Source organism: Lentibacillus amyloliquefaciens, from assembly GCF_001307805.1.
GTDB lineage: Bacteria > Bacillota > Bacilli > Bacillales > Amphibacillaceae > Lentibacillus > Lentibacillus amyloliquefaciens.
The window spans coordinates 1741798-1766112 of sequence record NZ_CP013862.1 but is presented as its reverse complement, the minus strand read 5'-3'; the positions used below and the strand labels follow the sequence as shown (position 1 = coordinate 1766112).

Here is a 24315-nt window from a genome sequence, read left to right as displayed (position 1 = left end):
ATGTTAGGTTAGAGTTGCGAGAGAGGATCCCAATTATTTGGAAGGTTAATAAGGTTAACTTCACCGGTGAAATAAGACAAGTTTTGCATTTGGTGACACACAGCGGTGGGTATACTCACTGTATCCTTCTTCGTCAAGCCGCGTTTGGCCAATTTTTTTCGCTTCCCAATTGCCACTGGCTTCAAAGGTTTCGTTGAGCAATCGTTCCCCAGTTTGGTCAAAAACAGTCAAAAAATAAGTTTGCATCGTCACGCCCCCTAATCTTTATTTTGCTTGTTTTAAACATACCATAAAAGAGGGAAGAGGCAAACCGTGTGATGGCAGAGAAACCGATGATTTCTGTTCGCATTCAGCTGACATTAATGATAAACTATTTTCAGATATGTTCAAAGGCACAAACACCAGTCTGAACACAGTGATGGCGGGTGGAGCCGAGTGACAATTACTTTTATCAGCATAAAGTTATGCCACTAATTAAAACCTCTTACCATACATATGGAGGGATTCCATTGTCCGATAACAAACATGCATCTACTGAAGAAGAAAAATACGAGGAAGCGATTGAAAAATTCATTCAGGTCATCGCCAAAAACATGAACTTGTATGGTATTACATCATCTGTCGGGCGCTTATACGGCGTGTTGTATTTTTCAGATAAACCAATGACGCTGGATGGTATGCGTGAAGCTCTTAAAATGAGCAAAACCAGCATGTCGACAGGCGTCCGCGCATTATCAGATATGAAAATGGTTGAATCAACATTCAGAAGAGGGGAACGGAAAGATTTATACCAATCAGAAGAAGATTGGTATAAATCATTCACCTCACTGTTTGGCAACCGCTGGCGGCATCATACTGAAACAAATATTGAAGAAGCCGATGAAACCATACTGGATCTTCAGAAAATAGCCAGTAAAACCAGCGATCACGAATTGAAAGATAGAATTGAACGTGATATCGAACGTCTGCGCTATGCACAAAATTATTACAAATGGCTGATGAAGTTTATTCAAGTGGTCGAGTCCGGGGAAATTTTCGATTACATACCGAAAAACACACAGGAGACAGACAAAGAGAACGATTGAACTAACCGGCATCAAACTTTTTGAAGTGAAGAAGGGGGAGGAAGCAATTTGAAAAAAGGGATAGGACATTACAGTGTTGGTGATGCGTTCGACAGTTTCATACTCATCAAAGCTGCATCACGCGGGGTAGCCAGTAACGGAAAACCATTTTTGACATTAATACTGCGTGATGCCACAGGCGAAATTGAAGCGAAATTATGGGATGCAACAAAAGAGGATGAAGACGTGTTTGTTCCTGAGCAGATCGTGAAACTTTCAGGAGAAGTCAATCAGTTCAGGGGGAAACCGCAGCTGAAGATATTCTCCATCCGGCCTTCCCAGCCGACAGACGGCGTTCAAGTTTCAGATTTTGTTGAAAAGGCACCTGTAGATCAAGATGTGCTGATGGAAAAACTGACCGAAACCATTTTTGAAATGGAAAATCCATCATTGCAGCGTATTGTGCGGGCTCTTATCAAAAAATATCAGGAAGCCCTTCTGACATATCCCGCAGCAGCGAAGAACCATCATGAATATGTGTCAGGCCTGGCTCACCATGTTGTCAGCATGCTTGCACTCGCGAAAGAACTTCACAACCTGTATCCTCAAACGAATAAAGACTTGTTGTATGCAGGGGTGATTTTGCATGACCTTGGTAAAGTGAAAGAGTTGTCAGGAGTCGTGACAACATCCTATACACTGGAAGGCAAATTGATGGGTCATATTCCAATAATGGTTGAAGAAATTGGAAATATGGCCAAAGAATTGCAAATTGAAGGTGAAGAGGTATTAATTTTGCAGCATCTGATTCTTTCTCATCATGGCAAGGCAGAATGGGGAAGCCCTAAGGCACCATTAATCCGGGAAGGGGAATTGTTGCATTTAATTGACTTGATTGATGCACGGATGAACATGCTTAACCGGTCACTGGAAAAAGTCAAACCGGGGGAATTCACTGAGCGGCTGTTTGCACTTGATAACCGCTCATTTTACAAGCCGCTCTTTGAAGAAAACTAGTCCAAAGATTTAATGGAATAGGTTATGTTTTCTCTTTTTCAGGCATATACATGAAGCAGATTCATTCATGGACAAGGAGGAAATGGGGATGATCCTGGGCTTGCCCTGGTGGGTTTTTATGATGATACTTTTCATTTTTTTGAGCGGTTTTATGGCTTTTAGAGCGACAAGAGCAGAACACAGGCTAGAGCAGCAGTATATTGAACAGGAAGGCAAAATTTATATAGACCGGATGGAAGAAGAACGGAGACAAAGGCAGAGCCATAAACAAAGGCTGCCACAATAATTGACGTTAAAAAACTGCTGATCCACTTTTGTGAATCAGCAGTTTTTATTTTAGCCTTGTCCTTGACCCTGGCCTTGGCCCTGTCCCTGACCTTGTCCTGAATTTTGCTGTTCGAAGATATCTTCGAGTCCTTCTGCCTGAATATTAACATCAGATTCCTCAATCAAGCTGTTAACTTTCTCCCGCAATGCCTGAGGATCCATCCGTTGGTTAATAATGCCTCTGCGGATGCTTTCTTTCTCTTCCTCGAAAGAACCAATATCCGCTTCAGTTTCCCGTTTGTCATTTACTTTTATAATGTGAAAACCGTTATCGGATTCAACCGGATCACTTACTTCACCGGCTTCCATACCATATGCTGCATCTTCAAAAGCGGGCACCATGTCGCCAGCAGTGAAATAACCTAAGTCGCCGCCGTTTTGTGCTGATGCAGTGTCAGTGGAATGTTCCTGTGCAAGAGAAGCGAAATCGCCACCGTTATCCAGTTCGGATTTTACTTCATTGGCTGTTTTTTCGTCTTCAACCAGAATATGCTGTGCTTTAATTTCTGTCTGCATACGATCATAACGGTTCTGCATGTCTTCCTCTGTGATGTCCATATCTTCGGCAGCTGCTTCCATTTGCAGAAGGCTTAGACGGATTCTTTCAGCGTATGCCTCCTCATCCGGAATTCCTTGCTGCTGCAGGAACATCTCAAATTGGTCACCAAGCTGATCTTTCGTATTTTGAACTTCTGTCTCAACTTGCTCGTCCGATACGTCATAATTGTCATTCAATACTTGACGCGTAACTAATTGCTGCAAAACCTGCTGACCCGACTGTGATTTCATCTCCTGGTAGAATTTTTCTTTTGTGACGTCCCCGGCGCTTGTTTCGGCAACAACGTCCGGATCACCCTCACCTGAATTACAGGCGGTTAATGTTAAAATAGTGGCTGTCAATGCAGCCGCGATAGCTGTTTTCTTCATTCTGAGCACTCTCCTAGCTATATGTTCGATTTTTCATAAGCTAATTTATGATCCAATTTAGAAAGTATAATAGGCGTTAAACGGTTGCATTTAATACTCTCACATAAGAGGATATGAGTAATACGAGAACCATAAGATTAATGACACGGAACATGGAAGATTGTTTTTTCTCTTTCATTTCCATTTTCGTGCAAAATTGCTGGGTCAGGGAATTAAATATCAAGAGAACCAGTATTGCATAAAACGGAAAAATTAAATCCATTTCAAAACCCCTTAAAAGGATACCACATCATCCATATTTAATACTTTATCAAAAGATTCCTATCATGAACAGTATAAATTTTTTAGCGGTTTGAATCCTTGATTGGCAGTGTGCGAGAAATACTCAATTAAAGAGCCTAATGCACCATTACTTTATAATACATAAAATAAATCGGCTATATAGCCGATTTATTGTCCTTGTTTACAAGAATTGTAATTTCATTATTGCTGTTTTCGATATACGAGCTTTTGGGCGCTTTGACAATATATCTGATATATAGAAAATCTGTAAATGTCAGCGCTGTGTGAACAGACGTGAAAATCAGAAAGTAAACATAGAAATCACTGAATAAGAAAGTTGCTGCCACACTTGGTATTGTAATTAATAACGTGGGAGCCATTGCAGCAAACAATGAAACTTTTTTAGACAGGTATTTTTTAGTATAATAATTAACAATTGGAAATAGTAGTGTGTTTCGTTTATAAATCAGTCTTGCCTGTTTATTCATCACTATTAAAGGTAGAATATGCGTGAATGAATGTAAGATCGGCAGCAAACACAATCCAATGACTAAAGGGATCACGCCGGTTTCATCTATTCCGGAGGTGCCATGCCTGATTGAAAATGGTATATATAAAATGATAAAACTTAAGAGGCCGACTAAAAATGATTGCAGATACAACCTGTTTATACCGAACTCTTTATTGAAATTGATAATTTGCCAGCAATTCATTTTTAATCCCCTCCTGCAGAAGTTATTGATCAGATTTCCTTAAAGCATCATAGTACTTTGATGTGCAAAAATCAATAGGTTCGACAAAAATTTTTTTCTTTTTTAAAACGCCATCACAAAAGCGTGTGAGAAGTGTTTGAATAATATTCACTCCGGGGGTCATTTTGTTGATGAATAATGGACAGAACGAAACGATTAATTTCCATCTTCAATTGTTAGCGAAAACGATTGATTTAAATCAATTTCCATTTACAAAAATGATTATTGAACAGAACATAACGAAGTCTGAATATGAAAATCTTTTTTACATGCTGGATGAATTGGAGCTGCAATATCAAAAGCAGAAAGAAGAGGGATTTCTGAATTTCTCATCGCTATTAGTTCAATTTGCGGGCATGTTGAATGAAAGATTTGACCCCAACACATTGGTTTATGCATTAAAAAAAGAAGGATACTATCCTTCTTTAATGGGTGAATTTATAAGCATTTTGGAAAAATGAACGTGAGTCCTGTAAAAAGTCGGCAGACGGATCTTCCAATGGATTAAGTCAATTGTGCGCCAGTTTATTGAACGAGATTTCGATTTGCTGGTGAAAATCGATGATGTCAGCCAAATCATCGTATGTTTTCGATAATTCTTTTGTATCACGCTTTTCCACGTCTTGCTGTATTTGCTTCAGTGTATTTGTTTGATCGCTGGATGCTTCAATCCACTTGCTGATATAGCCGTCCATAAATGTCTTGAATAGTGCTTTATTTGCTTCATATAAATCTTTTCTGACACCTTTTTTCCATACAAGTGTGACAAGTCCGTTGTTGGACAAGTTTCGTATGCTTGTGCTCATTGTCGTCTTACTTTTCCCAAAAGCTTTACTCATGTCATCCAACGTCTTTGGCTGATCCTGCAAATATAAATAAACAAATAATCGCGCTTCCGAGGTGCTAAAACCAAACATTTCAATTGTTTTGGCAAACTCCAAAATAATTTTATTGGTAATGTCTTCAGTTACTGAATTATACATAAAATCCCCCTAAATGACACCGCTGTATAAAGGTTACATGAAAATTAATATGAATTAAAATATATAAAAAGCCTGAAAAATGGCGGAAAACGGAGGAATTCTAAGAATGGTCCGAAATTTATTTATACAGTACAAACTGTATGGAAATTATGTATAAAATTATCGGTATTTTATATTTGAATTTTTTCTTTGATAGTTATATAGTATTAAGAGTGAGCGATGCGAGGTCGGTTATAAATTAATGTTTATTCCAAACCAAATAGCTTTGGGAATGTTTTTTGTAATTCATCTGATGAAAAAGTTGCAGGACTATTATCCTCTGCATAATCAAACGGAGGATAGCAGATTTAATAGAAAACCTGCTGAAAGCGTGCGGCTTATTTGTAATTCTTTTTCAGGAGTGTGACCATGACGATTTCGCAGTACATGGAATTTAATTCATGTATTATAATGTATTAATCCCAGAATTTCTGGAGTGAGTGAGGTGAAAGAATGAGTAAAATCAAGGTTGATCGATTAACAAAGATTTTCGGCAGGCGCCCGAAGCAAGCTGTCAAATACTTGGAAGAGAAAAAATCCAAGGATGAGATTTTGAAACTGACAGGCATGACGGTGGGTGTTAACCAGGCTTCATTTGAAGTTGAAGAAGGTGAAGTCTTTGTTATTATGGGTTTATCCGGCAGTGGTAAATCCACATTGGTTCGTATGCTGAACCGTTTAATCGAACCAACTTCAGGTGATGTCATGCTTGGAGACGATAATATAACAGACATGAGTAAAGAAAAGCTCCGTGATATACGCAGGAAAAAAATGAGTATGGTTTTCCAGAATTTCGCATTGCTGCCGCACAAGACTATACTCAAGAATGCGGAGTACGGGCTTGAGATTCAAGGGATTGACAAGTCGGAACGCGAAAAAAAGGCAACTGATGCTCTTGAATTGGTTGGCTTGGGCGGATATATGGATAAGTATCCGAGTGAGCTTTCGGGTGGTATGCAGCAGCGTGTCGGACTGGCGCGGGCACTTGCCAATGATCCGGAGATTCTTCTGATGGACGAGGCATTCAGTGCTTTGGACCCATTGATCCGTAAAGATATGCAAGATGAATTGATGGATCTGCAGCAGCGTGTTCGTAAAACCATTGTCTTTATTACACACGACTTGAACGAAGCGCTTCGAATCGGTGACCGAATCGCTCTTATGAAAGATGGCAGTATCGTGCAGATCGGAACAGCTGAAGAAATTTTGATGGATCCTGCCAACGATTATGTGGAGCGTTTCGTGGAAGATGTCGATCTGGCGAAAGTGCTGACAGCAGGACATGTGATGAAGCGTGCTGAAACAGTTTCAGTTGATCGCGGTGCTAATGTTGCACTGAAGTTAATGAAAGACGATGGTATTTCAACTATTTATGTAGTCGATAAGCAACAAAAATTACTCGGCTATGTAACAGCAGACGAGGCGTCAGATGCTGCTAAGGAAAATAAAAACTTGGAAGATATCCTTACAACCGATATTCCAACCGTACATCAGGAGACATTGCTTGTTGACATATTTGAACCAATGGCTGATGAAAAAGCACCGCTCTCGGTTGTTGATGAAGCTGGAAAACTGTTAGGTATTGTTGTCAGAGGTTCAGTGATCGGTGCGTTAGCCGGCAACAATGAAGTGTTGAATGAAAATGGGGGTGAAGTAACAAATGGATAATGAAGGAACACTTTTCCCCAAATTACCATTGGCACAATGGGTCGAATCATTTGTTGACTTCTTAACTGCGTCGTTTTCGGCTGTCTTTGATACTATTACAGCAGTCCTTGGATTTATAACAGAGAATTTTGTGGTGTTACTGGAATTAGTGCCACCAATATTGCTTATTGTTTTAGTTGCATTACTCGCTTGGTGGGTTGTGAACTGGAAACTTGGCCTATTTGGTCTTATAGGGCTGGGGCTCATTAACAACCTTGGTTATTGGCCTGAAACCCTTGAAACAGTTGCGTTGGTGTTGGTTTCTGTTGTAATTTCGATGCTTATTGGAATTCCAATTGGTATCTGGATGTCACAAAAAAATGCTGTACAGGCAATTATAACCCCTATACTCGACTTCATGCAGACAATGCCTGCTTTCGTTTACTTAATTCCAGCGGTCGTATTCTTCAGCTTGGGTATGGTACCCGGTGTCGTGGCGACGATTATCTTCTCCATGCCACCCACCGTTAGGCTGACGAACCTTGGTATTCGCCAGGTGGATCAAGAATTGATTGAGGCATCCAATGCGTTCGGTTCATCAACCGGACAGAGACTGGGGAAAGTACAGATTCCACTTGCCATGCCAACAATCATGGCAGGTATTAACCAGACAATCATGCTTTCATTATCGATGGTTGTCATCGCTTCAATGGTCGGAGCGCCAGGCCTTGGTACAGTCGTTTATCGTGCTGTAACACAGGTTGCAATTGGCCCTGGCTTTGAAGGTGGCTTGTCCCTTGTAATACTAGCGATGCTGCTTGATCGTATTACACAGGGGGCAAATAAAGATTAAGGATGTTTCCGGGTTCTCTGCCCTATAATCAGGGCAGGTGCCTGAACATATAAATTATTATTATTTTAAGGAGGTCAATTTCTTATGTTTAAGAAATATAGATTTTGGGGAATAGCTGCAGCACTTGTGCTGGCACTTACATTGGCAGCATGCGGCGGCGGAAGTGAAGAGGAAAGCAGTGACGGCTCCGGCGACAGTGCCGATAGCGGTGACAGCGGAGACAGTTCAGGCAGTGAAAGTGTGGAACTTGGTGAAAGTGAACTGACTATACCGTACGTCGCGTGGGCAGGTGCTATTGCTCGTACGCCTTTAGTGAAGCAAACGCTTGAAGAAGTTGGATACACTGTGGAAACGTCACAGGTTGATGCTGGTTCGATGTGGACAAGTGTTGCCAGTGATGATGCATCATTTATGACAGCTTCTTGGCTGCCGGCTACACACCAATCGTATCAGGAGCAATATGGTGAAGATGTGGAAGTTATTGGTGAATTCGTGGCACAGGCACCTCTTGGAATGACAGTTCCATCATATATGGATGTTAGCGCCATTGAAGACCTGAAAGGCAATGAGGAATTGGGTGAAGCAACAGATTGGACGATTACAGGTATTGACCCTGGTGCCGGTGTCATGCAGAGCACTCAAGATGCAATTGACACTTACGGTTTGGAAAATTGGGAACTGCAATCAAGTTCTGAAGGTGCTATGCTGTCAGAACTGCAGTCAGCCATTGAAAATGAGGAACCAATCATTGTTCCAGGCTGGAAGCCACATTGGAAATTTGCAGAAATGGATTTGAAGATGCTGGAAGACCCTGAAGAAGTCTACGGTGGTGAAGGTGACCGTATCGAAGCTGTAGCACACACAAGCTTCAAAGAAGACTCACCTGCAGCATATGAAGTTATACAGCGTCTGACAGAAGATTACGATACAGAAATGGAAAATGAGCTGCTTGTAGCGATCAATGATGGTGGAGAACCAGCTGACGTAGCAAGCCAGTTCCTTGAAGACAATCCGGATCTTCTTGAAAAATGGACAGAAGGACTTGGTGAATAAACATCGGCCTCTAAATAATAAAGCTGCCCCTTAGATGGGGCAGCTTTTATTATGGTGAGAAAATTGTTATTAAGGCGTATAAAAATAGCCCCGATTTCTGTGTTCTATGATGCAGAAATCGGGACTATTTAATTGGTTCAAAGGTTCATTCCTTAGATTTTTCTTCCAAATCTTTCAAGCTGGATTCAATCTGTTCCAAATATTCGTGGATATTTTCCTGATGCGGCTCAATTGTTTTTTTCCATTCTTCTACTGAGTTTTTCATTTCCTGCGTTAATTCCTTGATGAGGACAGCACCTTCTTTTGAAGTTTCAGTGAGCTGATTTTTCAGCTGCATGCTATTATCTTTTAATTTGTCCAATAGATCTTTCCATTCGAAACTTTGCTCCTTGGCACGATTTCGAAGATTCTTCCCGGAATCGGGCGCGTTTAACAACGTGACAGCAGCACTTATTGTTCCCCCTACAACAATTCCGAGAAGTATGGATTTTCCTTTCCCCATAACATTACGCTCCTTTCAGACTCTCCATATAACTTTACCTGTTTGGAACATCAAAAAACATTCATTTAAATTTAATTTTGAAAAAATCCTCTGACAAGTACGTGTGCCAGAGGATTAATGAAGTTTACCGTATAAATCAGACGGTAGACAGCGGGCGTGACTGTTTTAAAATGTTTTGAACGATTGGGTAGATGATAATCATGAATGCTGTATTCAATGCAGCTGCGGGCAGCACAATGGTTCCGAACAATACCAGAAATGCCCCTTCCATCAGACCAATCATATAAAGTGCCACTGTTAAAAATATGGAACCGCTAATCATTGTTCCGATGGCTGTTAATACTGGAACATTAAATTTAGGATTTATCCGGTCTTTCACTAACAGCAGCAAAGCGAAAAACAAAATACCGGTGATTGGTTTATCAATCATGTTGGCAATCTGTCCGCCGGGTGTCTGAGTTGTTAAAGCGGAAATGACGCCTGCCGCTAAAGATAACACCACAACATAATTTGTCTTAGGAAACAGAATGATACCCAAAAACATCATAGACAGCAGCATGTCTGGTTTCATTCCGTAAATAAAGGGTGGAACGACAAAGTGTAAAACAGCACCAATCCCCAATAACAATGATAAAAGCACTAAAACCCTCGTATTCATTTTTACCTCTCCTCTTCTCAGCTAACCTCGTTTTTAGTTTTCCAGCTGTGCACTGATTGCCAGCTGCGAAAGCGTAAACTCATTATAACAGAAAAGCTTGAAAATATACAGTACAGTTATAATTTTCTGACCCTTATATCCCGCATGTACAGGACAGTAAACCGCTTAAAAACAGCGGCTAACTGTTCCTAAATGCCCGATTCTGCTCAACTAACATTCAGCGGAAAAACACCCCGCTGAATGAAGTTTCGCTTTACTTACAATGCTTCATTAATTTCTTTAGCAATTTGCTGCAGATCGTCCTGGGAGTAATCATCCGAATAAACCTGCCAATTGAATGAGAAGCCGTCTTCATCTCCATAGCGGGGCAAGAGATGGATATGTAGATGGAATACTGACTGGTCTGCAAGTTTCTCATTATTGTTAAGCAAGTTCATGCCGGCTGGCTGATATGCTTTTTTAATAGCATTTGCGATATATGGAACACGCTCAAATAATTTACCGGCGACTTCAGGGGGTGTTTCATAAATATTTTTTGTATGTGTTTTTGGAATCACCAATGTATGCCCTTTCGTCACTTGACTGATATCAAGGAATGCATAAACGTCGTCATCCTCATAAACCTTTGCTGATGGAATTTCGCCATCAATGATCTTACAAAAAATACAATCTTCATGAGCCATGCCAATCACTCCTATACCTGTTTTTAATCATTGTATAAAGAAATCGGGTGAAAAGTAAAGCTTTGTGAATGGCGTAAAAGAACTGAAAACAAAAAAATAACAGGCCAGACTCACGTTTTAAGTGAGTCTGCCTGCTTTAAGAAGCAAGAGGATGACAATGCATCTAACGTTGGGGACTTTGTAATCTTTGTTAAACCGCATGTTGCTTTTAACGTTATTACAAAAACCGATTTGTCAATGTCCCAAGTGGCTTGGGACGTTCTGGCAAAAAGGTTTAAAGCATTAGATGGAACGTTTGGAAGATCCGCTTTACATCAATTATGATGCGCAACTTAAGATCTCTTCTGACAATCACCTAATTACCGATCACAAACACCTCATTTGTGTGTAATGCGAAATTATATGATTTTGTACATCCTCTTTGCTTCATTTATAGTGTGTTGCGGTCATATATTTTTTATACATCTTTATTGATTAATTTTAAAGCAAGACCCCTTTGATAGGATGTCTTTCAAATATTACATCCGGTGTTGTCGAATAGAGGCGAGGAGTTTGTTTTGTTATGACGGGGTAAACGTGGTAAAATTTTAATTAAGTGAGAACTGGGAGGAACGCTTGTGGAACCTTTGCTTCGTATCGATAATTTACATGGCGGTTATACACATAAAAACGTGCTGCACGGCATATCGTTTGATCTTTATCCCGGCGAAATTGTCGGGCTTATCGGATTGAATGGTGCCGGCAAGAGTACGACAATTAAACATATCATCGGTTTGATGCAGGCCAAAAGAGGAACCGTTGCTGTCAACGGAAAAACGTTTCAGGAAAATCCGGACACATACAGGAACCAAATGGCATATATACCGGAAATGCCGATTCTGTATGATGAATTGACTCTATACGAGCATCTCAGGCTGACGGCAATGGCCTATAATATTTCAGAAGATGTGTTTAAAAAAAGACTTCCGCCGCTGCTTAAAGAGTTTCGAATGGAAAAGCGGCTGCAGTGGTTTCCAACACATTTTTCAAAAGGGATGCGGCAAAAAGTTATGATTATGTGTGCATTTTTGATTGAACCGCCGCTTTATATAGTGGACGAGCCGTTTGTCGGGCTTGATCCGCTTGGCATAAAATCCTACTTGCAGATGATGGATAACATGAAGTCAGATGGATCGGGTGTCTTAATGTCAACACATATTCTGGCAACAGCTGAACGAAATTGTGACCGGTTTATTATCCTGCATGAAGGTGAGATCAGAGCAATCGGCACACTTGATGAATTACGCCGGGACTTCAATATGCCTGAGGCAGCTCTTGATGATTTATATGTGGAATTGACAAAGGAAGATAGCCATGTTTGATGCGCATGCCTTTTTTAAAGGGCGTTTTGCGGCACATATAAAGGAAACCAGCCGCTACCTACGTTACATTTTTAACAGTCACATCGCATTTGCCATGTTCTTTTTTGTATCAGCTGTGGCTTATTATTATCAGCAATGGCTCCAAGGACTGCCGGAAGACTTTCCCACCGCAGCAATCATTGGCATAACATTCGGCCTTTTGGTCAGTTACAGTCCGGCCAGAACGCTCTTGAAAGAACCCGACTTAGTGTTTTTGATTGCTGCAGAGAATAAAATGGGACCGTATTTCAGGGATGCTCTGGTTTACAGTTATGTCGTCCAGCTATATTTGATACTGCTCGCAGGCGCAGCGTTCGGTCCGCTTTATTTTGCCTCTTATCCGGAGCGGGCAGGCAATGTTTATTTGCTGATATTGCTTATAGTCCTTGTGTTTAAAGCCGGTAATTTAATTGCAACCTGGTGGATGCTTAAAATAAGGGAGCCCGCGACACGCCGGGTAGATCAGGGCGTACGGCTGCTGCTCAATTTGGCTGTTTTTTACTTTCTTGTAGAAGGGGAGACGGTTTGGGCCGGTGTGACAACTGTATTATTTGCGCTGGTGTTCTTGTATGATTTAAATGTTTCCCGAAAACAGCCCGGCATTGCCTGGGACTTATTGGTGGAGAAAGACCGGAACCGCATGCAGACATTTTACAGGATTGCCAATATGTTTGCGGATGTTCCTCATTTAAAAAATCAGGTGAAAAGCAGGCACTGGCTCGTATCGATTGTCACGAGAGTGCCATTTTTGAACAAGCATACGTTTGATTATTTATATCGTATTTCCTTTGTTCGCAGCGGTGACTATTTGGGGATGTACATCAGACTGATTGTGATCGGCGGGCTGTTCATTGTTTTCGTCCCGAATATATGGATGAAGTTGCTCTTTGCACTGCTGTTCTTATATATGAGCGTTTTTCAGATGATGACATTATACCACCACCACAAGACTGTGATGTGGCTTGATTTATACCCGGTTCCTGAGGGTGTGAAAGAGCAGTCGCTCATAAAGCTTTTGTTTCAGCTGATGCTGATTCAGACGGTTATCTTTGATCTGTTATTTATCGGCTTGCAGGAATGGATTGGTGCGGCGGCTGTATTGGCTGGCGGCATGCTGTTTAATTACGTGTTTATTCAAAGATATGTTAAGAAAAAAATAGGCGCATCATGAAAAAGGCTGATCTCATTGAAGATCAGCCTTTTACTGTGTTTTTTCTGCTTGAACAAATTATGTCTGATATTCAAAATAAGCTGTGATAAGTGTTTTGGCCGCAACAGGTATTGCCCGTTCATCAATGTCAAATTTTGGATGATGGTGCGGGTAATAGTTACCTTCTTTCTGTGCCCCTGTAAAAAAATAAGCACCGGGTTTTTCAATTGTATAATAAGCGAAGTCCTCTCCTGCCATAACCGGCCTTACTTCTTCTGTGGTATGAACTTCCTCAACCTTACTGCCTGCCTTTAAAACAAGTTCTGCTTCCTCTTCATGGTTAACAAGAGGGGGATAGCCTCTAACATAGTCGAATGTGTAGGCCGCATCGTTTCCGGCACAAACAGCTTGAATAATTTTTTCCATTTCTGCAATGACTTTTTCCTGAACAGCAGTGTTTAAATGTCTGACCGAGCCGATGATTCTTGCTTTATCTGCAATCACATTAAACGTTGTCCCTGCTTCAAATACGCCAATTGTAACAACGGCAGTTTCAAGTGGGTCCAGCCGTCTGCTGACGATTTGCTGAAGGTCTGACACCAGTTTGGAACCGAGCACAATCGCATCTTTCGTTTCATGCGGGTATGCCCCGTGGCCGCCTTGCCCTTGGATTGTTATTTCGAAACGGTCGGTTCCGGCCATGAATACGTCTTTGGTTGTTTGCAGCACGCCAAACGGGGTAGTGGCCCATAAATGTGTCCCGAACACGGCATCGACATGGTCAAGTGCGCCTGATTCGACAATCGGTTTTGCTCCGCCCGGTGCATATTCCTCCGCGTGCTGATGCACAAATACAATCGTTCCCGGCATGCTGTCCCGGAAGGTTTTCATCGTTTTGGCCAGTGTCAAAAGCGAGGCTGTATGGCCGTCATGACCACATGCATGCATAACACCATCTACTTTTGATTTATAGGGGACGTTTTTTTCATCCTGGATCGGCAAGGCATCGAAATCAGCCCTGAGTGCAATCGTTTTGCCTGGTTTGCCGCCTTTTAACGTAGCAATGACGCCATTGCCGCCGACATTTTTTTGATAGGGGATCGCAAGCTGCTCGTAAAAGTCGGCGATATATTGTGCGGTTTTTGTCTCCTGAAACGAGAGTTCCGGGTATTGGTGCAGATAGCGTCGGATGTCTACCATCTCAGGGTAGAGTTCATCCAGTTTTTTATGTATAGCCTGTAACAAGGAAACGCCTCCTCGGATTATTTTTCAACTATTATAACATTTTTTAGAAATGAGTACTGGATTGACTTGACGGAATTCTTATATTTAAGTGCATTAAAAAACTGCTCCAAACGACAGGTTTGGAACAGCCTCCATTCTTTTAATTATTAACTCTTGGATCAGTCAGCAGGCGTTGTATTTCTTCCTCATGGCCTGTTTCATCGGCAATCATATCTTCCAGTTTAACAACAAGTTCTGTGAAGCCTAGTGCTTCTGCTTGTTTTTTACGGTTTTCATAACGTTCAATTGTAGCCTTTTCAGCTTCTAATGACGCTTCCAATAAGTCTTTGACTTCTGTCGGCTGTGCCACGTCAGCAGATTTTGTTGTTGGTGTTCCGCCCAGTGTTTTAATCTTTTCAGATAAATACAAAGCATGTCCCATTTCGTCGTTAATCTCGCTTTCAAAGAACGGTTTCAAAGCGGAACGGTATAAGCCGCTGACAACCGACGCGCTGTACGTATATTGAATTGCTGCTGCGTATTCATGTGACAAGTCATCGTTCAGACCGTCAATCAAGTTTTGAAGATCTTTATCCATTTAATATCCCAACCTTTCTAATATAATAAGAGCACACCTTTAATCTTCCCTGTGTTATGTCTTCTGAAACATAATTAATAATACATATTCTCGGATCATACACACTGTTATGACAGATTAAAATAAGATATGATAGTATTAGGAGGTATTGAATGTGCGGAACAGACGAAGGTATATCCGCTTTTTAGTTTTATCAGCAATCCTTCTGACAATTGGCATATGGGTTTTTCGTATCATCAACGAAAAAGTGCCCTACCTTGATCAGGCAACACGTAATCTTGTGGACGAACTTGCGGATACCACTATTTTTACGATATTTCGCTGGTTAACTGAGCTGGGCTCCGGTACGTTTCTGACACCATTCACGATTATTATGGCACTTGTTTTGTGGTATGCTTTCCGGGACTGGCTGCCGGGACTTGTTTTTGGGCTGGGAACACTGACGAGCCATGGCCTGAATGTGCTGATTAAGCAGCTTGTTGAACGTGAGCGGCCAAGCATTTTTGTTGCAGCCAATGCGGAAGGTTTCAGTTTTCCATCCGGACATGCGATGATTTCGATGGTGTGTTACGGCTTGCTTGCTTACTTTGTTGCCCAAAAATTCACATCGCCTAAAGTTGTATTAAGTGTTCAAACCGGACTGGCACTGCTTATATTTCTGATTGGCATCAGCCGTTATATCATTAATGTTCATTATTTAACCGATGTGATTGCTGGATTTATTTTTGGTTTCATCTACTTAACAGGATTGATTTTTCTGTATAGATGGCTGCAGACTTTACGAGGGAAAACTTCTGCCTAAGCGAGAGTTGAAAATGAGATTCGTTCACAAAATCGTCTTATTCTAATCATTATAGCAGTTTTCAAGAGACTTCCTTTTTGATTTTCGGCTGGTTTACACTGTATAATACGTAAGAAATGAAATGAAAGGACGTCCATATGGAAAACGCAAAAAGAAACGAAACATTGTTGATGATAATATGGACACAGTCGCTTGTGGCTGTACTCGGCAGCTTGTTTTTTTCTGAAATCCTCGGTTACGTGCCTTGTGAACTGTGCTGGATTCAGCGGATTTTAATGTACCCGCTGGTTATTATCTACGGAACAGCTCTTATAAAAAAAGATACATCTATTGCACTGCCGGGATTAATTTTAAGTGGTATCGGAATGATTGTATCGATTTATCATTATATGGTGCAGAAAGTGCCGGCACTTCAGGAAGCTGGCGGATCATGCGGCGCTGTTCCATGTAATACAGAATACGTGAATTACTTCGGCTTTGTCACAATCCCATTCTTGGCCGGGACTGCCTTCATTATTATCGTTATATTGCATATTCTTATATGGAAACGGGGGTAACATTAACCTATGAAAAAGAAAATGATGATTATATTAAGCTCTATCGTTGTATTATTAGCAGCCCTTTATTTCGTAATCGATTATAAAAATCAGCAGGCGATGGGTGATAACGAAAACCCATATGGAAAAGATGACCTGCATCAGGCAACGATTGATCAATTGGACAATCCTAACTATGGGAATCAAATTTTACCGGATGAGCTGAGTGAGAAACTGAACAATGGTGAAGATATGATGGTCTATTTCTATGATCCGACATGTCCGCATTGTCAGGAATTAACACCAAGGCTTGTCCCGATTGCTGAGGAAATGAATGTTGATATGAAAAAAATAAACCTGCTTGAATTCGAGAGTGCGTGGAATGAGTATGCTATACAAAGCACACCGACACTCGTTTATTTTGAAAATGGAGAAGAAGTTGACCGGGTTAACGGGGCACAGCAAAATGAACTGTTTGAAGCTTTTTTCAATGAATATGCTGCTAATGATTCAGATAATGAACAAGCAAGCTAGAGCAGGTGCTCTAGCTTGTTTGTTTTTTTTATCTTATCCCGCATGTAACTGGCAGTAAGACCCCCACTTCAAATGTTCCGAGTATACGATGAAGATTAGGTGGGGGGATGGCTGCCAGTAAATGTCCGATTCGTTCATCTAACAATCAGTGGGGGAAGAAAGAAAACCCCCACTGATTGAAGATTCACTTTATAAAATCAGTTTGTTTGGTCTGTTTCCTCTAAATCAATCATTCGATAACTTGTCACGAATGGGCGGTCAAGAAAGTAGGCTGGCGGTTTTACGTTGCTTCCTTCTTTATGTGCTTGTTTAAATTGATCCGAGTTTTTCCAGTTTTCAAAGTCTGCCTCAGAAGCCCATTGCGTCATGACTATATAAGTGTTGCCTTTCTTTGGTCTTAATAGACGGAATGCCTGAAAGCCTGGCATGGATTCAACGTTTTGCCGGCGCTGTTTGAATTTATCCTCGAACGTTGCCTTACCGTCATCGGCTACAGGGATGTTATTCATAACAACAAACCCATTATCCTTGAGTGTGCTATTTTGCAGGATGACTTCATACGATCTTCCCGATGCAAAGATGCTTTTTTTCTCGCTTTCATAATAGACAAGTGTGCTTGCATTTTCCCGCATAAAATAAAAATCAATGTCAGGGTGTTTGTCCGGAAGCTTTCTCAAAAAATCCAGTGTTCCATTTGTCATATACGCATTCATGTTGAATCCCCCTTGCTATAAATTTAGGCTCTTTTCGTCAGTATTGTTGGTTTCTTAACCTTCGCAGTTGATAAAAACTGCGACGAAGTGCTATGTTGATTTCCGTTCCGGGCAGTCGCGCACCTTAGGTCAACGCTTCAGCCTCCTCGGAAGAAAACCACTTCCTGTGGGGTCTTCAGCTGCCCGTTTTCCCGCAGGAGTCGACTGCTCTCCACTCCAATCAACATTCACAAGAGAAGTTTAGTTAAGCTCTAAACTAATGAGATTATAAAGCGCAAAACCAGCAGAGGAAATACACGACGACTCCTGCGGGAGAAAAGGCATCGGTGAGACCCCGCAGTGCGATGAGCACGAGGAGGCTCACCAGCCGCCCTAAGGTGCGCGGAGTATATTTCCGGAGCGGTAGACAACGCACCAACTTACACCTAAAGTTACGTCGCATTTTATGGATTTTGTGTAACAACAAACTTACAGAAAACAGCCTGGATTTACTGCTAGTTTATCATACCCGTTATCTTTGTGTGCTACACTAATACTCTGTTATTTTGTAATCATTATCAAGTAACATTGAGTATTATTCTTTCGTCACTGCAAAAATTGTCGTATACTAATAACGAGGTGAATTAATAATAAGATGAAGAAGCTTAAATGGCTGTTCTTGTCACTTGTTTTCGTGTTGGCATTGGGAGCAATGGGTTACGCTGCTATTCTGTTTGGTGGCGCCCTTATTGTTGATGAGGAAGACTTGGTACTTGATGCGACGACAACGATTGAAACAAATGATGGAACAGTCATCGGGAAATTATATGAAGAGAACCGGATACCAATATCACTTGAAGATATACCCGATCATGTCCGGCAAGCGTTTATAGCTATTGAAGACAGACGGTTCTATAATCACGGCGGTGTTGACTTCAAATCGGTTGTACGTGCTGTTTATCGTGATATCATTGCGATGGCGAAAGTTGAAGGGGCAAGTACAATCACACAGCAATTGGCCAAAAATCTGTTTCTGACAAATGATAAAACATGGCTTCGGAAAACGAAAGAAGTTATGGCTGCCTTTCATTTGGAGCGCATTTTTACAAAAGATGAGATTTTTGAATTGTACTTGAATGAAATTTACTTTGGTGAAGGTGTCTATGGCATTGAGACCGCATCCCAGAAATTTTTCAACAAGTCGGCTGGTGATTTAACACTAGCTGAAGGGGCTCTGCTTGCAGGAATGGCTAAAGCCCCAAATGGTTATTCGCCGGTGCGACATCCCGAAAAAGCTGAAAACCGGCGAAATGTCGTAATGCAGGCAATGGAGGAAACAGGTGTTATTTCCACTGAAGAACGTGCTCAAGCAAAGGGTGAAACGCTTGGCCTGGATGTTCAGGAGTACGAGCCAAAGCCGTGGGCAGCCAGTTATATAGATCTGGTTTTGAAAGAAGCACAAACCAATCATCAATTATCCAGTGAAGAAGTGCTCCGCGGCGGTTACAAAATTGTGGTTAATATCGATACAGAAATCCAGCAAATTGCCTTTGACAAGTTCCAGGATAATACCTATTTCCCGGGTAATACAGAAGGCGTTGAGGGCGCTTTTGTTATGCTTGAACAGGAGTCCGGGAAAGTCGCTGCAGCGGTGGGCGGAAGAGATTATCAGCTTGGTGATTTGAACCGGGTGGTAGTTAACCGTCAGCCTGGCTCAACGATGAAACCACTTGCTGTATACGGCCCTGCCATGATGCAGGAGACTTATCAGCCCTATACAATGATTCGTGACGAGGAGATGGCGATTGATGGTTATACGGCAACCAATTATGATGACCAGTATGATGGTGCAGTTTCTATTTATGAAGCACTTGTGAAGTCGAAAAACGCACCGGCAGTATGGCTGTTAAACGAGATCGGGATTCCTTATTCAAAAAAATATTTGGATCAACTCGATTTGCCGGTTCAGGATGAGGGACTGGCGATAGCATTAGGCGGTTTATCGGAAGGCTTAACACCACTGCAACTGGCAGAAAGCTACCAATCATTTGCTAGTAGCGGTGAAACGGTCGATGCTTTGACAATCAATCAAATTTACAATCGGGAAGATGACGTTGTCTATGAAGGCGAAACAACACCTTCTGAGGTGTTCAGCCCACAGGTAGCGTGGAACATGACGTCTATTTTGTCTGATGCGGTAACAGAAGGGACGGGCAGTTCCGGACATTATGAAAAAGCATTGGCAGGCAAAACAGGTTCGACACAGCATCCGCATGTTGATGATGCCGTGAAGGATGCGTGGTTTGTCGGCTATACACCGGAATATGTAAGCGCAGCGTGGATGGGTTATGATCGTTCAGATGAAGATCATTATTTGACAGCGGGAAGTGAGAAACCGACACAGCTGACCAAAGATATTTTATCTGAAATTGATCACGAGAAGTCCCTTGCTGCGTCATTTGAGAAACCGGAAAATGTTGCAGCACTCCCGAAACCAATCGACCTTCCTGAGGATATAACACTGCATGGCGGTTATTCGTTCAGGGGACTGTCCCTGTTCAATGGTAAACTGGAATGGACGGCGGCTGAAGATGACCGTGTTGTATATCGTATTTACCGGGAAGAGGAAGATGGGGTAGATGAACGGATTGGTGAAGTCAAAGGCGATCATGAATATACGATTGATCGTATTCAGATTTTCAATCGGTCGAGCTACTATGTCGTCCCTTATGACCCCTTGACTAAAATAGAGGGGAAAAGGTCGAATACAGTGGAAATTTCCTCGTGAAGCAATGTGATGAACCAAACATAATTGAGACAAATTGATGACAATCCGCGAAGCTTTCTATACAACGGAGCTGAAAATCGCTATAGTAAGAAATAGATAGTTATTTGACGTTGGATAAAGGGTGAAGTTAGTGACGAAATATTTTAATGATACGATTCTAAAAGCATACAAGGGTGAGAAAACGGAGTATACGCCTGCATGGTTTATGCGTCAGGCGGGCAGATCTCAGAAAGAGTACCGCAAACTGAAAGAAAAGTATTCTTTATTTGAAATTACGCATCAGCCGGAGTTGTGCGCTTATGTTACGCGCCTTCCTGTTGAACATTACGGTGTAGATGCAGCCATTTTGTATAAAGATATTATGTCACCGCTCCCGTCACTCGGCGTGGATGTTGAAATCAAAAAGGGTATCGGTCCGGTAATCGATAATCCGATTCAAACGTATCAGGACGTCGAACGGCTGGGCATGATTAATCCGAAAGCAGACGTGCCGTATGTTCTTGATACGATTCGTCTTTTGACAGAAGAACAGCTGGATGTGCCGCTTATTGGATTCAGCGGTGCTCCGTTTACACTAGCAAGTTACATGATTGAAGGCGGGCCTTCCAAAAACTACAGCAAAACAAAGAAGTTGATGTACAGTCAGCCGGATGTCTGGTTTGCATTAATGGATAAATTGGCTGACATGACCATTTCATATGTGAAAGCTCAAGTTGATGCCGGGGCACGTGCTGTACAGATTTTTGACTCGTGGGTAGGCGCTTTGAATGTTGAGGATTACCGTTATTATATCAAGCCGGTCATGGAACGGATTTTTTCGGAACTCGGGACGAAAAACGTGCCATTGATCGTTTTCGGTGTTGGTGCGCGGCATCTGCTTCCGGAATGGAACGACTTGCCGGTTGATGTGATTGGCCTTGACTGGCGCACGTCGATTGCCGAAGCGCGCCGGCTGGGTGTTACCAAAGTGCTGCAAGGAAATCTCGATCCGACAGTTTTGCTAGCAGACTGGGAAACAATTGAGACTAAAACCAAAGCGATTCTGGATGAAAGCAAGCAGGATGGCAACCATGTTTTTAACCTTGGTCATGGTGTCACACCGGATATCAAGCCGGAAACACTTAAAAAATTGACTGAGCTTATCCATTCTTATTCGAGGCGATAAATTGAGACTGATGAGGTGTTGCAAATGGGAAAGAAAAAATTAGGTTTGCTGGTAATGGCGTATGGCACTCCTTATAAGGAAGAAGACATTGAACCATACTACACAGATATCCGTCATGGAAGAAAACCGTCAGAAGAAGCATTGCAGGATTTGAAAGACCGGTATAAAGCGATCGGCGGGATTTCACCATTGGCACGGATTACGGAAGAACAGACAAATGCCCTGGAAGAAAAATTGAATGTGATGCAAGATGAGGTCGAATTCAAAGCGTATATTGGATTGAAACATATTCATCCATTTATTGAAGATGCTGTTGAACAAATGGCAAATGACGGGATTGACGAAGCTGTATCCATTGTTTTGGCACCGCACTATTCAACCTTCAGTGTCAAATCGTATAATCAGCGTGCCAATGATACAGCGGACAAATATGGCATTTCGATTGAGTCCGTGGAAAGCTGGTACAATGAGCCGGGCTTTATCCAATATTGGGCTGATGCAATAAGCGCTGTTTATGATGAGATGTCTGAAGATGAAAGGGAAAAAGCTGTGCTCGTCGTTTCTGCACATAGTTTGCCGAAAAAAATTTTGAAAGACGGCGATCCCTATCCTGATCAGTTGAAAGAAACAGCCAGCCTGATTTCTGAGAAGACAGGCGTTCAGAACTATGCTATCGGCTGGCAAAGTGAAGGCAATACGCCGGATCCATGGCTCGGGCCGGATGTTCAGGACCTGACACGTGAATTGTATGAAGAGGAAGGTTTCCGTTCATTCGTTTATGCCCCGGTCGGTTTTATTGCTGACCACTTGGAAGTGCTCTATGACAATGATTATGAATGCAAAGTGGTGTGTGATGAGCTTGGAGCGAATTATCACCGTCCGGAAATGCCAAACGCGCATCCGCAATTCATTGCCACCCTTGCTGAAGTTGTCATGAAAAAAGTAAAGCGTGAAGTGCAATGAGTGAAATGAAAAAGATATTGATTGCGGGCGGCGGGATAACTGGTTTATCCGCTGCCTACTACTTGCAGAAGGAAATTAACGAAAAAGACTTGCCATATGAGGTCAGGCTTGTTGAAGCAGGAAATCGTCTTGGCGGTAAAATTAAAACAACCAGGCGCAATGGATATGTCATTGAGCAAGGGCCGGACTCCTTTTTATCACGGAAACAGCCCGGTGTTAAGCTGGTCAACGAACTTGGGTTAAGCAATCAGCTTGTAAAGAACGGCACAGGCCAGTCCTATATTCTGGTTGATAATCGGTTGCATAAAATGCCAAAGGGATCGTATATGGGCATTCCTGTCAGGGTACGTCCATTTTTGTTTTCCGGTATTTTTTCACCCGTGGGAAAACTTCGTGCCGGGATGGATTTTGCGAAACCAAGAGGAAAAACAGGGGACCAGTCATTGGGCACCTTTTTCCGGCGTCGTTTTGGAAATGAACTCGTGGAGAATTTGATCGAACCGCTCTTGTCCGGGATTTATGCTGGTGATATCGATAATATGAGCATTAAAGCCACATTTCCGAACTTTCACCAGTTGGAGCAAGAGCACCGCAGCTTGATTAAAGGTCTGCGAAAAACGACGCCAAAACAGCCCAAACAGAAAAAATCAGGCGGTAAGAAAGAAGGCATCTTTTACTCATTCGAAAATGGACTGGAAACATGGGTGGAACGGCTTGAATCTGTTCTTGGTGACAGTGTTTCACTTGGCGTCGGTGTTGACCATGTCGAAAAGAAAGCGCACGGTTATCATGTGTTATTAAGCAATGGTGAAGTTTATAAACCGGATGCAGTTATTATGGCGACACCACACAATACATTGCCTAATATCTTCAGTCAGTTCAACGTGTTTGATGAATTCAAAGACATTCCGGCGACCTCTGTTGCCAATGTCGCCATGGCGTTTGACGCATCAGCCATTGAGCGGGACATTGACGGGACCGGTTTTGTTGTGTCCCGTAATAGTGATTTTAGAATAACAGCATGCACTTGGACCCATAAAAAATGGCCAAACGCTGTGCCTGAAGGAAAAGCACTGGTCCGCTGCTATGTCGGGAAACCGAGCGATCAAGAAGTGGTTGATTTATCTGATGAAGAGATTACTGATATTGTCATGAATGATTTAAACAAAACGATGAATATAACTGAGAAACCTGAATTCAGTGTCATCAGCCGCTGGAAAAATGCCATGCCGCAATACACAGTCGGCCACACCGAGCGAATTGCGAATGTACGGGAAAACATGGAAGAAAACTTTCCTGGCGTATTTATAGCAGGCAGCTCTTACGAAGGCGTTGGCATCCCTGACTGCATCGGGCAGGGGGAAAAAGCTGTTAATGATGTGCTGGATTATTTACGGGATTAAATGTGCGTGTGACCGGCATCAAACTTGTGTTTGATGCCGTTTTTTTGTACAGTTAAATGTTATATAACGGGTATCGGCAGAAGAAGCCAGGAATCTGCAGAAGAGAAATTAAATCAACGGAAGAATGATAATATCGACAGAAGGCCGGGGAAATCAACAGATGAGCGATTATATCAACAGAAGAAAAAACTTATCTGCAGAAGATTAATTGTATCGACAGAATAAAGGAAATATCAACAGAAGCATCACTTTCTGATATAAAAAAGTGCTCCG

General features: G+C 42.0%; 27 protein-coding genes. 16 read left to right on the top strand and 11 right to left on the bottom strand.

Going from position 1 to position 24315, the window contains the following annotated elements; translation table 11 throughout:
• Positions 1–60: 60 nt before the first annotated feature.
• Positions 61–246, bottom strand: a complete 186-nt coding sequence (locus AOX59_RS08855; RefSeq protein WP_068444807.1) for a YhzD family protein — start codon at positions 244–246, stop codon at positions 61–63.
• Between the two features lie 263 nt (positions 247–509).
• On the opposite strand from AOX59_RS08855, the gene AOX59_RS08850 reads away from it, so the two are divergent.
• From AOX59_RS08850 to AOX59_RS08840, 3 genes are all read left to right on the top strand, one after another.
• On the top strand, positions 510–1085 hold the full coding sequence (locus AOX59_RS08850) for a GbsR/MarR family transcriptional regulator (protein ID WP_068444806.1): 576 nt from the start codon (positions 510–512) through the stop codon (positions 1083–1085).
• Between the two features lie 48 nt (positions 1086–1133).
• Positions 1134–2081 carry a 3'-5' exoribonuclease YhaM gene (gene yhaM, locus AOX59_RS08845; protein WP_068444804.1) on the top strand — a complete coding sequence of 316 codons (948 nt, stop codon included), beginning with the start codon at positions 1134–1136 and terminating at the stop codon, positions 2079–2081.
• 67 nt (positions 2082–2148) lie between these two features.
• Positions 2149–2367: a sporulation YhaL family protein gene (locus AOX59_RS08840; RefSeq protein ID WP_335338786.1), complete on the top strand. Its 219-nt coding sequence runs from the start codon at positions 2149–2151 to the stop codon at positions 2365–2367.
• A gap of 50 nt (positions 2368–2417) precedes the next feature.
• Here AOX59_RS08840 and AOX59_RS08835 read toward each other — a convergent pair whose 3' ends face one another.
• The 3 genes from AOX59_RS08835 to AOX59_RS08825 form a co-directional block, all read right to left on the bottom strand.
• Complete coding sequence (locus tag AOX59_RS08835; RefSeq protein WP_068444797.1) at positions 2418–3335, bottom strand: peptidylprolyl isomerase; 918 nt, start codon at positions 3333–3335, stop codon at positions 2418–2420.
• Positions 3336–3411: 76 nt separating this feature from the next.
• The gene (locus AOX59_RS08830) at positions 3412–3597 is read right to left on the bottom strand and encodes a hypothetical protein (RefSeq protein ID WP_068444794.1); all 186 of its coding nucleotides are present in this window, start codon (positions 3595–3597) and stop codon (positions 3412–3414) included.
• Positions 3598–3772: 175 nt separating this feature from the next.
• On the bottom strand, positions 3773–4330 hold the full coding sequence (locus tag AOX59_RS08825; protein ID WP_068444792.1) for a DUF3267 domain-containing protein: 558 nt from the start codon (positions 4328–4330) through the stop codon (positions 3773–3775).
• A gap of 170 nt (positions 4331–4500) precedes the next feature.
• On the opposite strand from AOX59_RS08825, the gene AOX59_RS08820 reads away from it, so the two are divergent.
• Positions 4501–4830: a DUF1878 family protein gene (locus AOX59_RS08820; protein ID WP_068444789.1), complete on the top strand. Its 330-nt coding sequence runs from the start codon at positions 4501–4503 to the stop codon at positions 4828–4830.
• A gap of 48 nt (positions 4831–4878) precedes the next feature.
• Here AOX59_RS08820 and AOX59_RS08815 read toward each other — a convergent pair whose 3' ends face one another.
• Complete coding sequence (locus tag AOX59_RS08815; RefSeq protein ID WP_068444786.1) at positions 4879–5352, bottom strand: GbsR/MarR family transcriptional regulator; 474 nt, start codon at positions 5350–5352, stop codon at positions 4879–4881.
• Positions 5353–5844: 492 nt separating this feature from the next.
• Here AOX59_RS08815 and AOX59_RS08810 point away from each other — a divergent pair, with 492 nt between their 5' ends.
• From AOX59_RS08810 to AOX59_RS08800, 3 genes are all read left to right on the top strand, one after another.
• Positions 5845–7059: a quaternary amine ABC transporter ATP-binding protein gene (locus tag AOX59_RS08810; RefSeq protein WP_068444782.1), complete on the top strand. Its 1215-nt coding sequence runs from the start codon at positions 5845–5847 to the stop codon at positions 7057–7059.
• Positions 7052–7891 (top strand): ABC transporter permease, encoded by an 840-nt coding sequence (locus AOX59_RS08805; RefSeq protein WP_068444779.1) that lies wholly within the window; start codon positions 7052–7054, stop codon positions 7889–7891. The genes AOX59_RS08810 and AOX59_RS08805 overlap by 8 nt, the downstream gene beginning before the upstream one ends.
• An 84-nt stretch (positions 7892–7975) precedes the next feature.
• The gene (locus tag AOX59_RS08800; RefSeq protein WP_068444775.1) at positions 7976–8944 is read left to right on the top strand and encodes a glycine betaine ABC transporter substrate-binding protein; all 969 of its coding nucleotides are present in this window, start codon (positions 7976–7978) and stop codon (positions 8942–8944) included.
• A 145-nt stretch (positions 8945–9089) separates the two neighbouring features.
• On the opposite strand, the gene AOX59_RS08795 is transcribed toward AOX59_RS08800, so the two are convergent.
• From AOX59_RS08795 to AOX59_RS08785, 3 genes are all read right to left on the bottom strand, one after another.
• On the bottom strand, positions 9090–9446 hold the full coding sequence (locus AOX59_RS08795) for a YtxH domain-containing protein (protein ID WP_068444772.1): 357 nt from the start codon (positions 9444–9446) through the stop codon (positions 9090–9092).
• A 136-nt stretch (positions 9447–9582) separates the two neighbouring features.
• Positions 9583–10104: a tryptophan transporter gene (locus AOX59_RS08790; protein WP_068444770.1), complete on the bottom strand. Its 522-nt coding sequence runs from the start codon at positions 10102–10104 to the stop codon at positions 9583–9585.
• A gap of 257 nt (positions 10105–10361) precedes the next feature.
• A complete protein-coding gene (locus AOX59_RS08785) occupies positions 10362–10787 on the bottom strand; it encodes an HIT family protein (protein ID WP_068444769.1) in 426 nt (141 codons plus the stop codon).
• Between the two features lie 617 nt (positions 10788–11404).
• Here AOX59_RS08785 and AOX59_RS08780 point away from each other — a divergent pair.
• Both AOX59_RS08780 and AOX59_RS08775 read left to right on the top strand, forming a co-directional pair.
• Positions 11405–12148: an ABC transporter ATP-binding protein gene (locus tag AOX59_RS08780; protein WP_068444767.1), complete on the top strand. Its 744-nt coding sequence runs from the start codon at positions 11405–11407 to the stop codon at positions 12146–12148.
• On the top strand, positions 12141–13358 hold the full coding sequence (locus AOX59_RS08775; protein WP_068444765.1) for an ABC transporter permease: 1218 nt from the start codon (positions 12141–12143) through the stop codon (positions 13356–13358). Before AOX59_RS08780 ends, AOX59_RS08775 begins: the two co-directional genes overlap by 8 nt.
• 57 nt (positions 13359–13415) lie before the next feature.
• Here the strand turns inward: AOX59_RS08775 and AOX59_RS08770 are convergent, their stop codons facing one another.
• The gene (locus AOX59_RS08770; protein WP_068444757.1) at positions 13416–14582 is read right to left on the bottom strand and encodes a M20 metallopeptidase family protein; all 1167 of its coding nucleotides are present in this window, start codon (positions 14580–14582) and stop codon (positions 13416–13418) included.
• Between the two features lie 139 nt (positions 14583–14721).
• Complete coding sequence (locus tag AOX59_RS08765) at positions 14722–15159, bottom strand: ferritin-like domain-containing protein (protein ID WP_068444755.1); 438 nt, start codon at positions 15157–15159, stop codon at positions 14722–14724.
• Positions 15160–15313: 154 nt separating this feature from the next.
• Between AOX59_RS08765 and AOX59_RS08760 the strand changes: the two genes are divergently transcribed.
• From AOX59_RS08760 to AOX59_RS08750, 3 genes are all read left to right on the top strand, one after another.
• Positions 15314–15961: a phosphatase PAP2 family protein gene (locus tag AOX59_RS08760; RefSeq protein ID WP_068444752.1), complete on the top strand. Its 648-nt coding sequence runs from the start codon at positions 15314–15316 to the stop codon at positions 15959–15961.
• A gap of 137 nt (positions 15962–16098) precedes the next feature.
• The gene (locus AOX59_RS08755) at positions 16099–16518 is read left to right on the top strand and encodes a disulfide oxidoreductase (protein WP_068444750.1); all 420 of its coding nucleotides are present in this window, start codon (positions 16099–16101) and stop codon (positions 16516–16518) included.
• Between the two features lie 9 nt (positions 16519–16527).
• A complete protein-coding gene (locus AOX59_RS08750) occupies positions 16528–17031 on the top strand; it encodes a thioredoxin family protein (RefSeq protein ID WP_068444747.1) in 504 nt (167 codons plus the stop codon).
• Positions 17032–17228: 197 nt separating this feature from the next.
• Here the strand turns inward: AOX59_RS08750 and AOX59_RS08745 are convergent, their stop codons facing one another.
• Complete coding sequence (locus AOX59_RS08745; protein WP_068444744.1) at positions 17229–17744, bottom strand: antibiotic biosynthesis monooxygenase family protein; 516 nt, start codon at positions 17742–17744, stop codon at positions 17229–17231.
• A gap of 634 nt (positions 17745–18378) precedes the next feature.
• Between AOX59_RS08745 and AOX59_RS08740 the strand changes: the two genes are divergently transcribed.
• The 4 genes from AOX59_RS08740 to hemY all read left to right on the top strand — a co-directional run bounded on the left by AOX59_RS08740 (position 18379) and on the right by hemY (position 24042).
• On the top strand, positions 18379–20511 hold the full coding sequence (locus AOX59_RS08740; RefSeq protein WP_068444735.1) for a transglycosylase domain-containing protein: 2133 nt from the start codon (positions 18379–18381) through the stop codon (positions 20509–20511).
• Positions 20512–20641: 130 nt separating this feature from the next.
• A complete protein-coding gene (gene hemE / locus AOX59_RS08735; protein WP_068444732.1) occupies positions 20642–21676 on the top strand; it encodes a uroporphyrinogen decarboxylase in 1035 nt (344 codons plus the stop codon).
• A gap of 24 nt (positions 21677–21700) precedes the next feature.
• Positions 21701–22639: a ferrochelatase gene (gene hemH, locus AOX59_RS08730; protein WP_068444731.1), complete on the top strand. Its 939-nt coding sequence runs from the start codon at positions 21701–21703 to the stop codon at positions 22637–22639.
• Positions 22636–24042: a protoporphyrinogen oxidase gene (gene hemY, locus AOX59_RS08725; protein ID WP_068444729.1), complete on the top strand. Its 1407-nt coding sequence runs from the start codon at positions 22636–22638 to the stop codon at positions 24040–24042. The genes hemH and hemY overlap by 4 nt, the downstream gene beginning before the upstream one ends.
• Positions 24043–24315 lie beyond the last annotated feature (273 nt).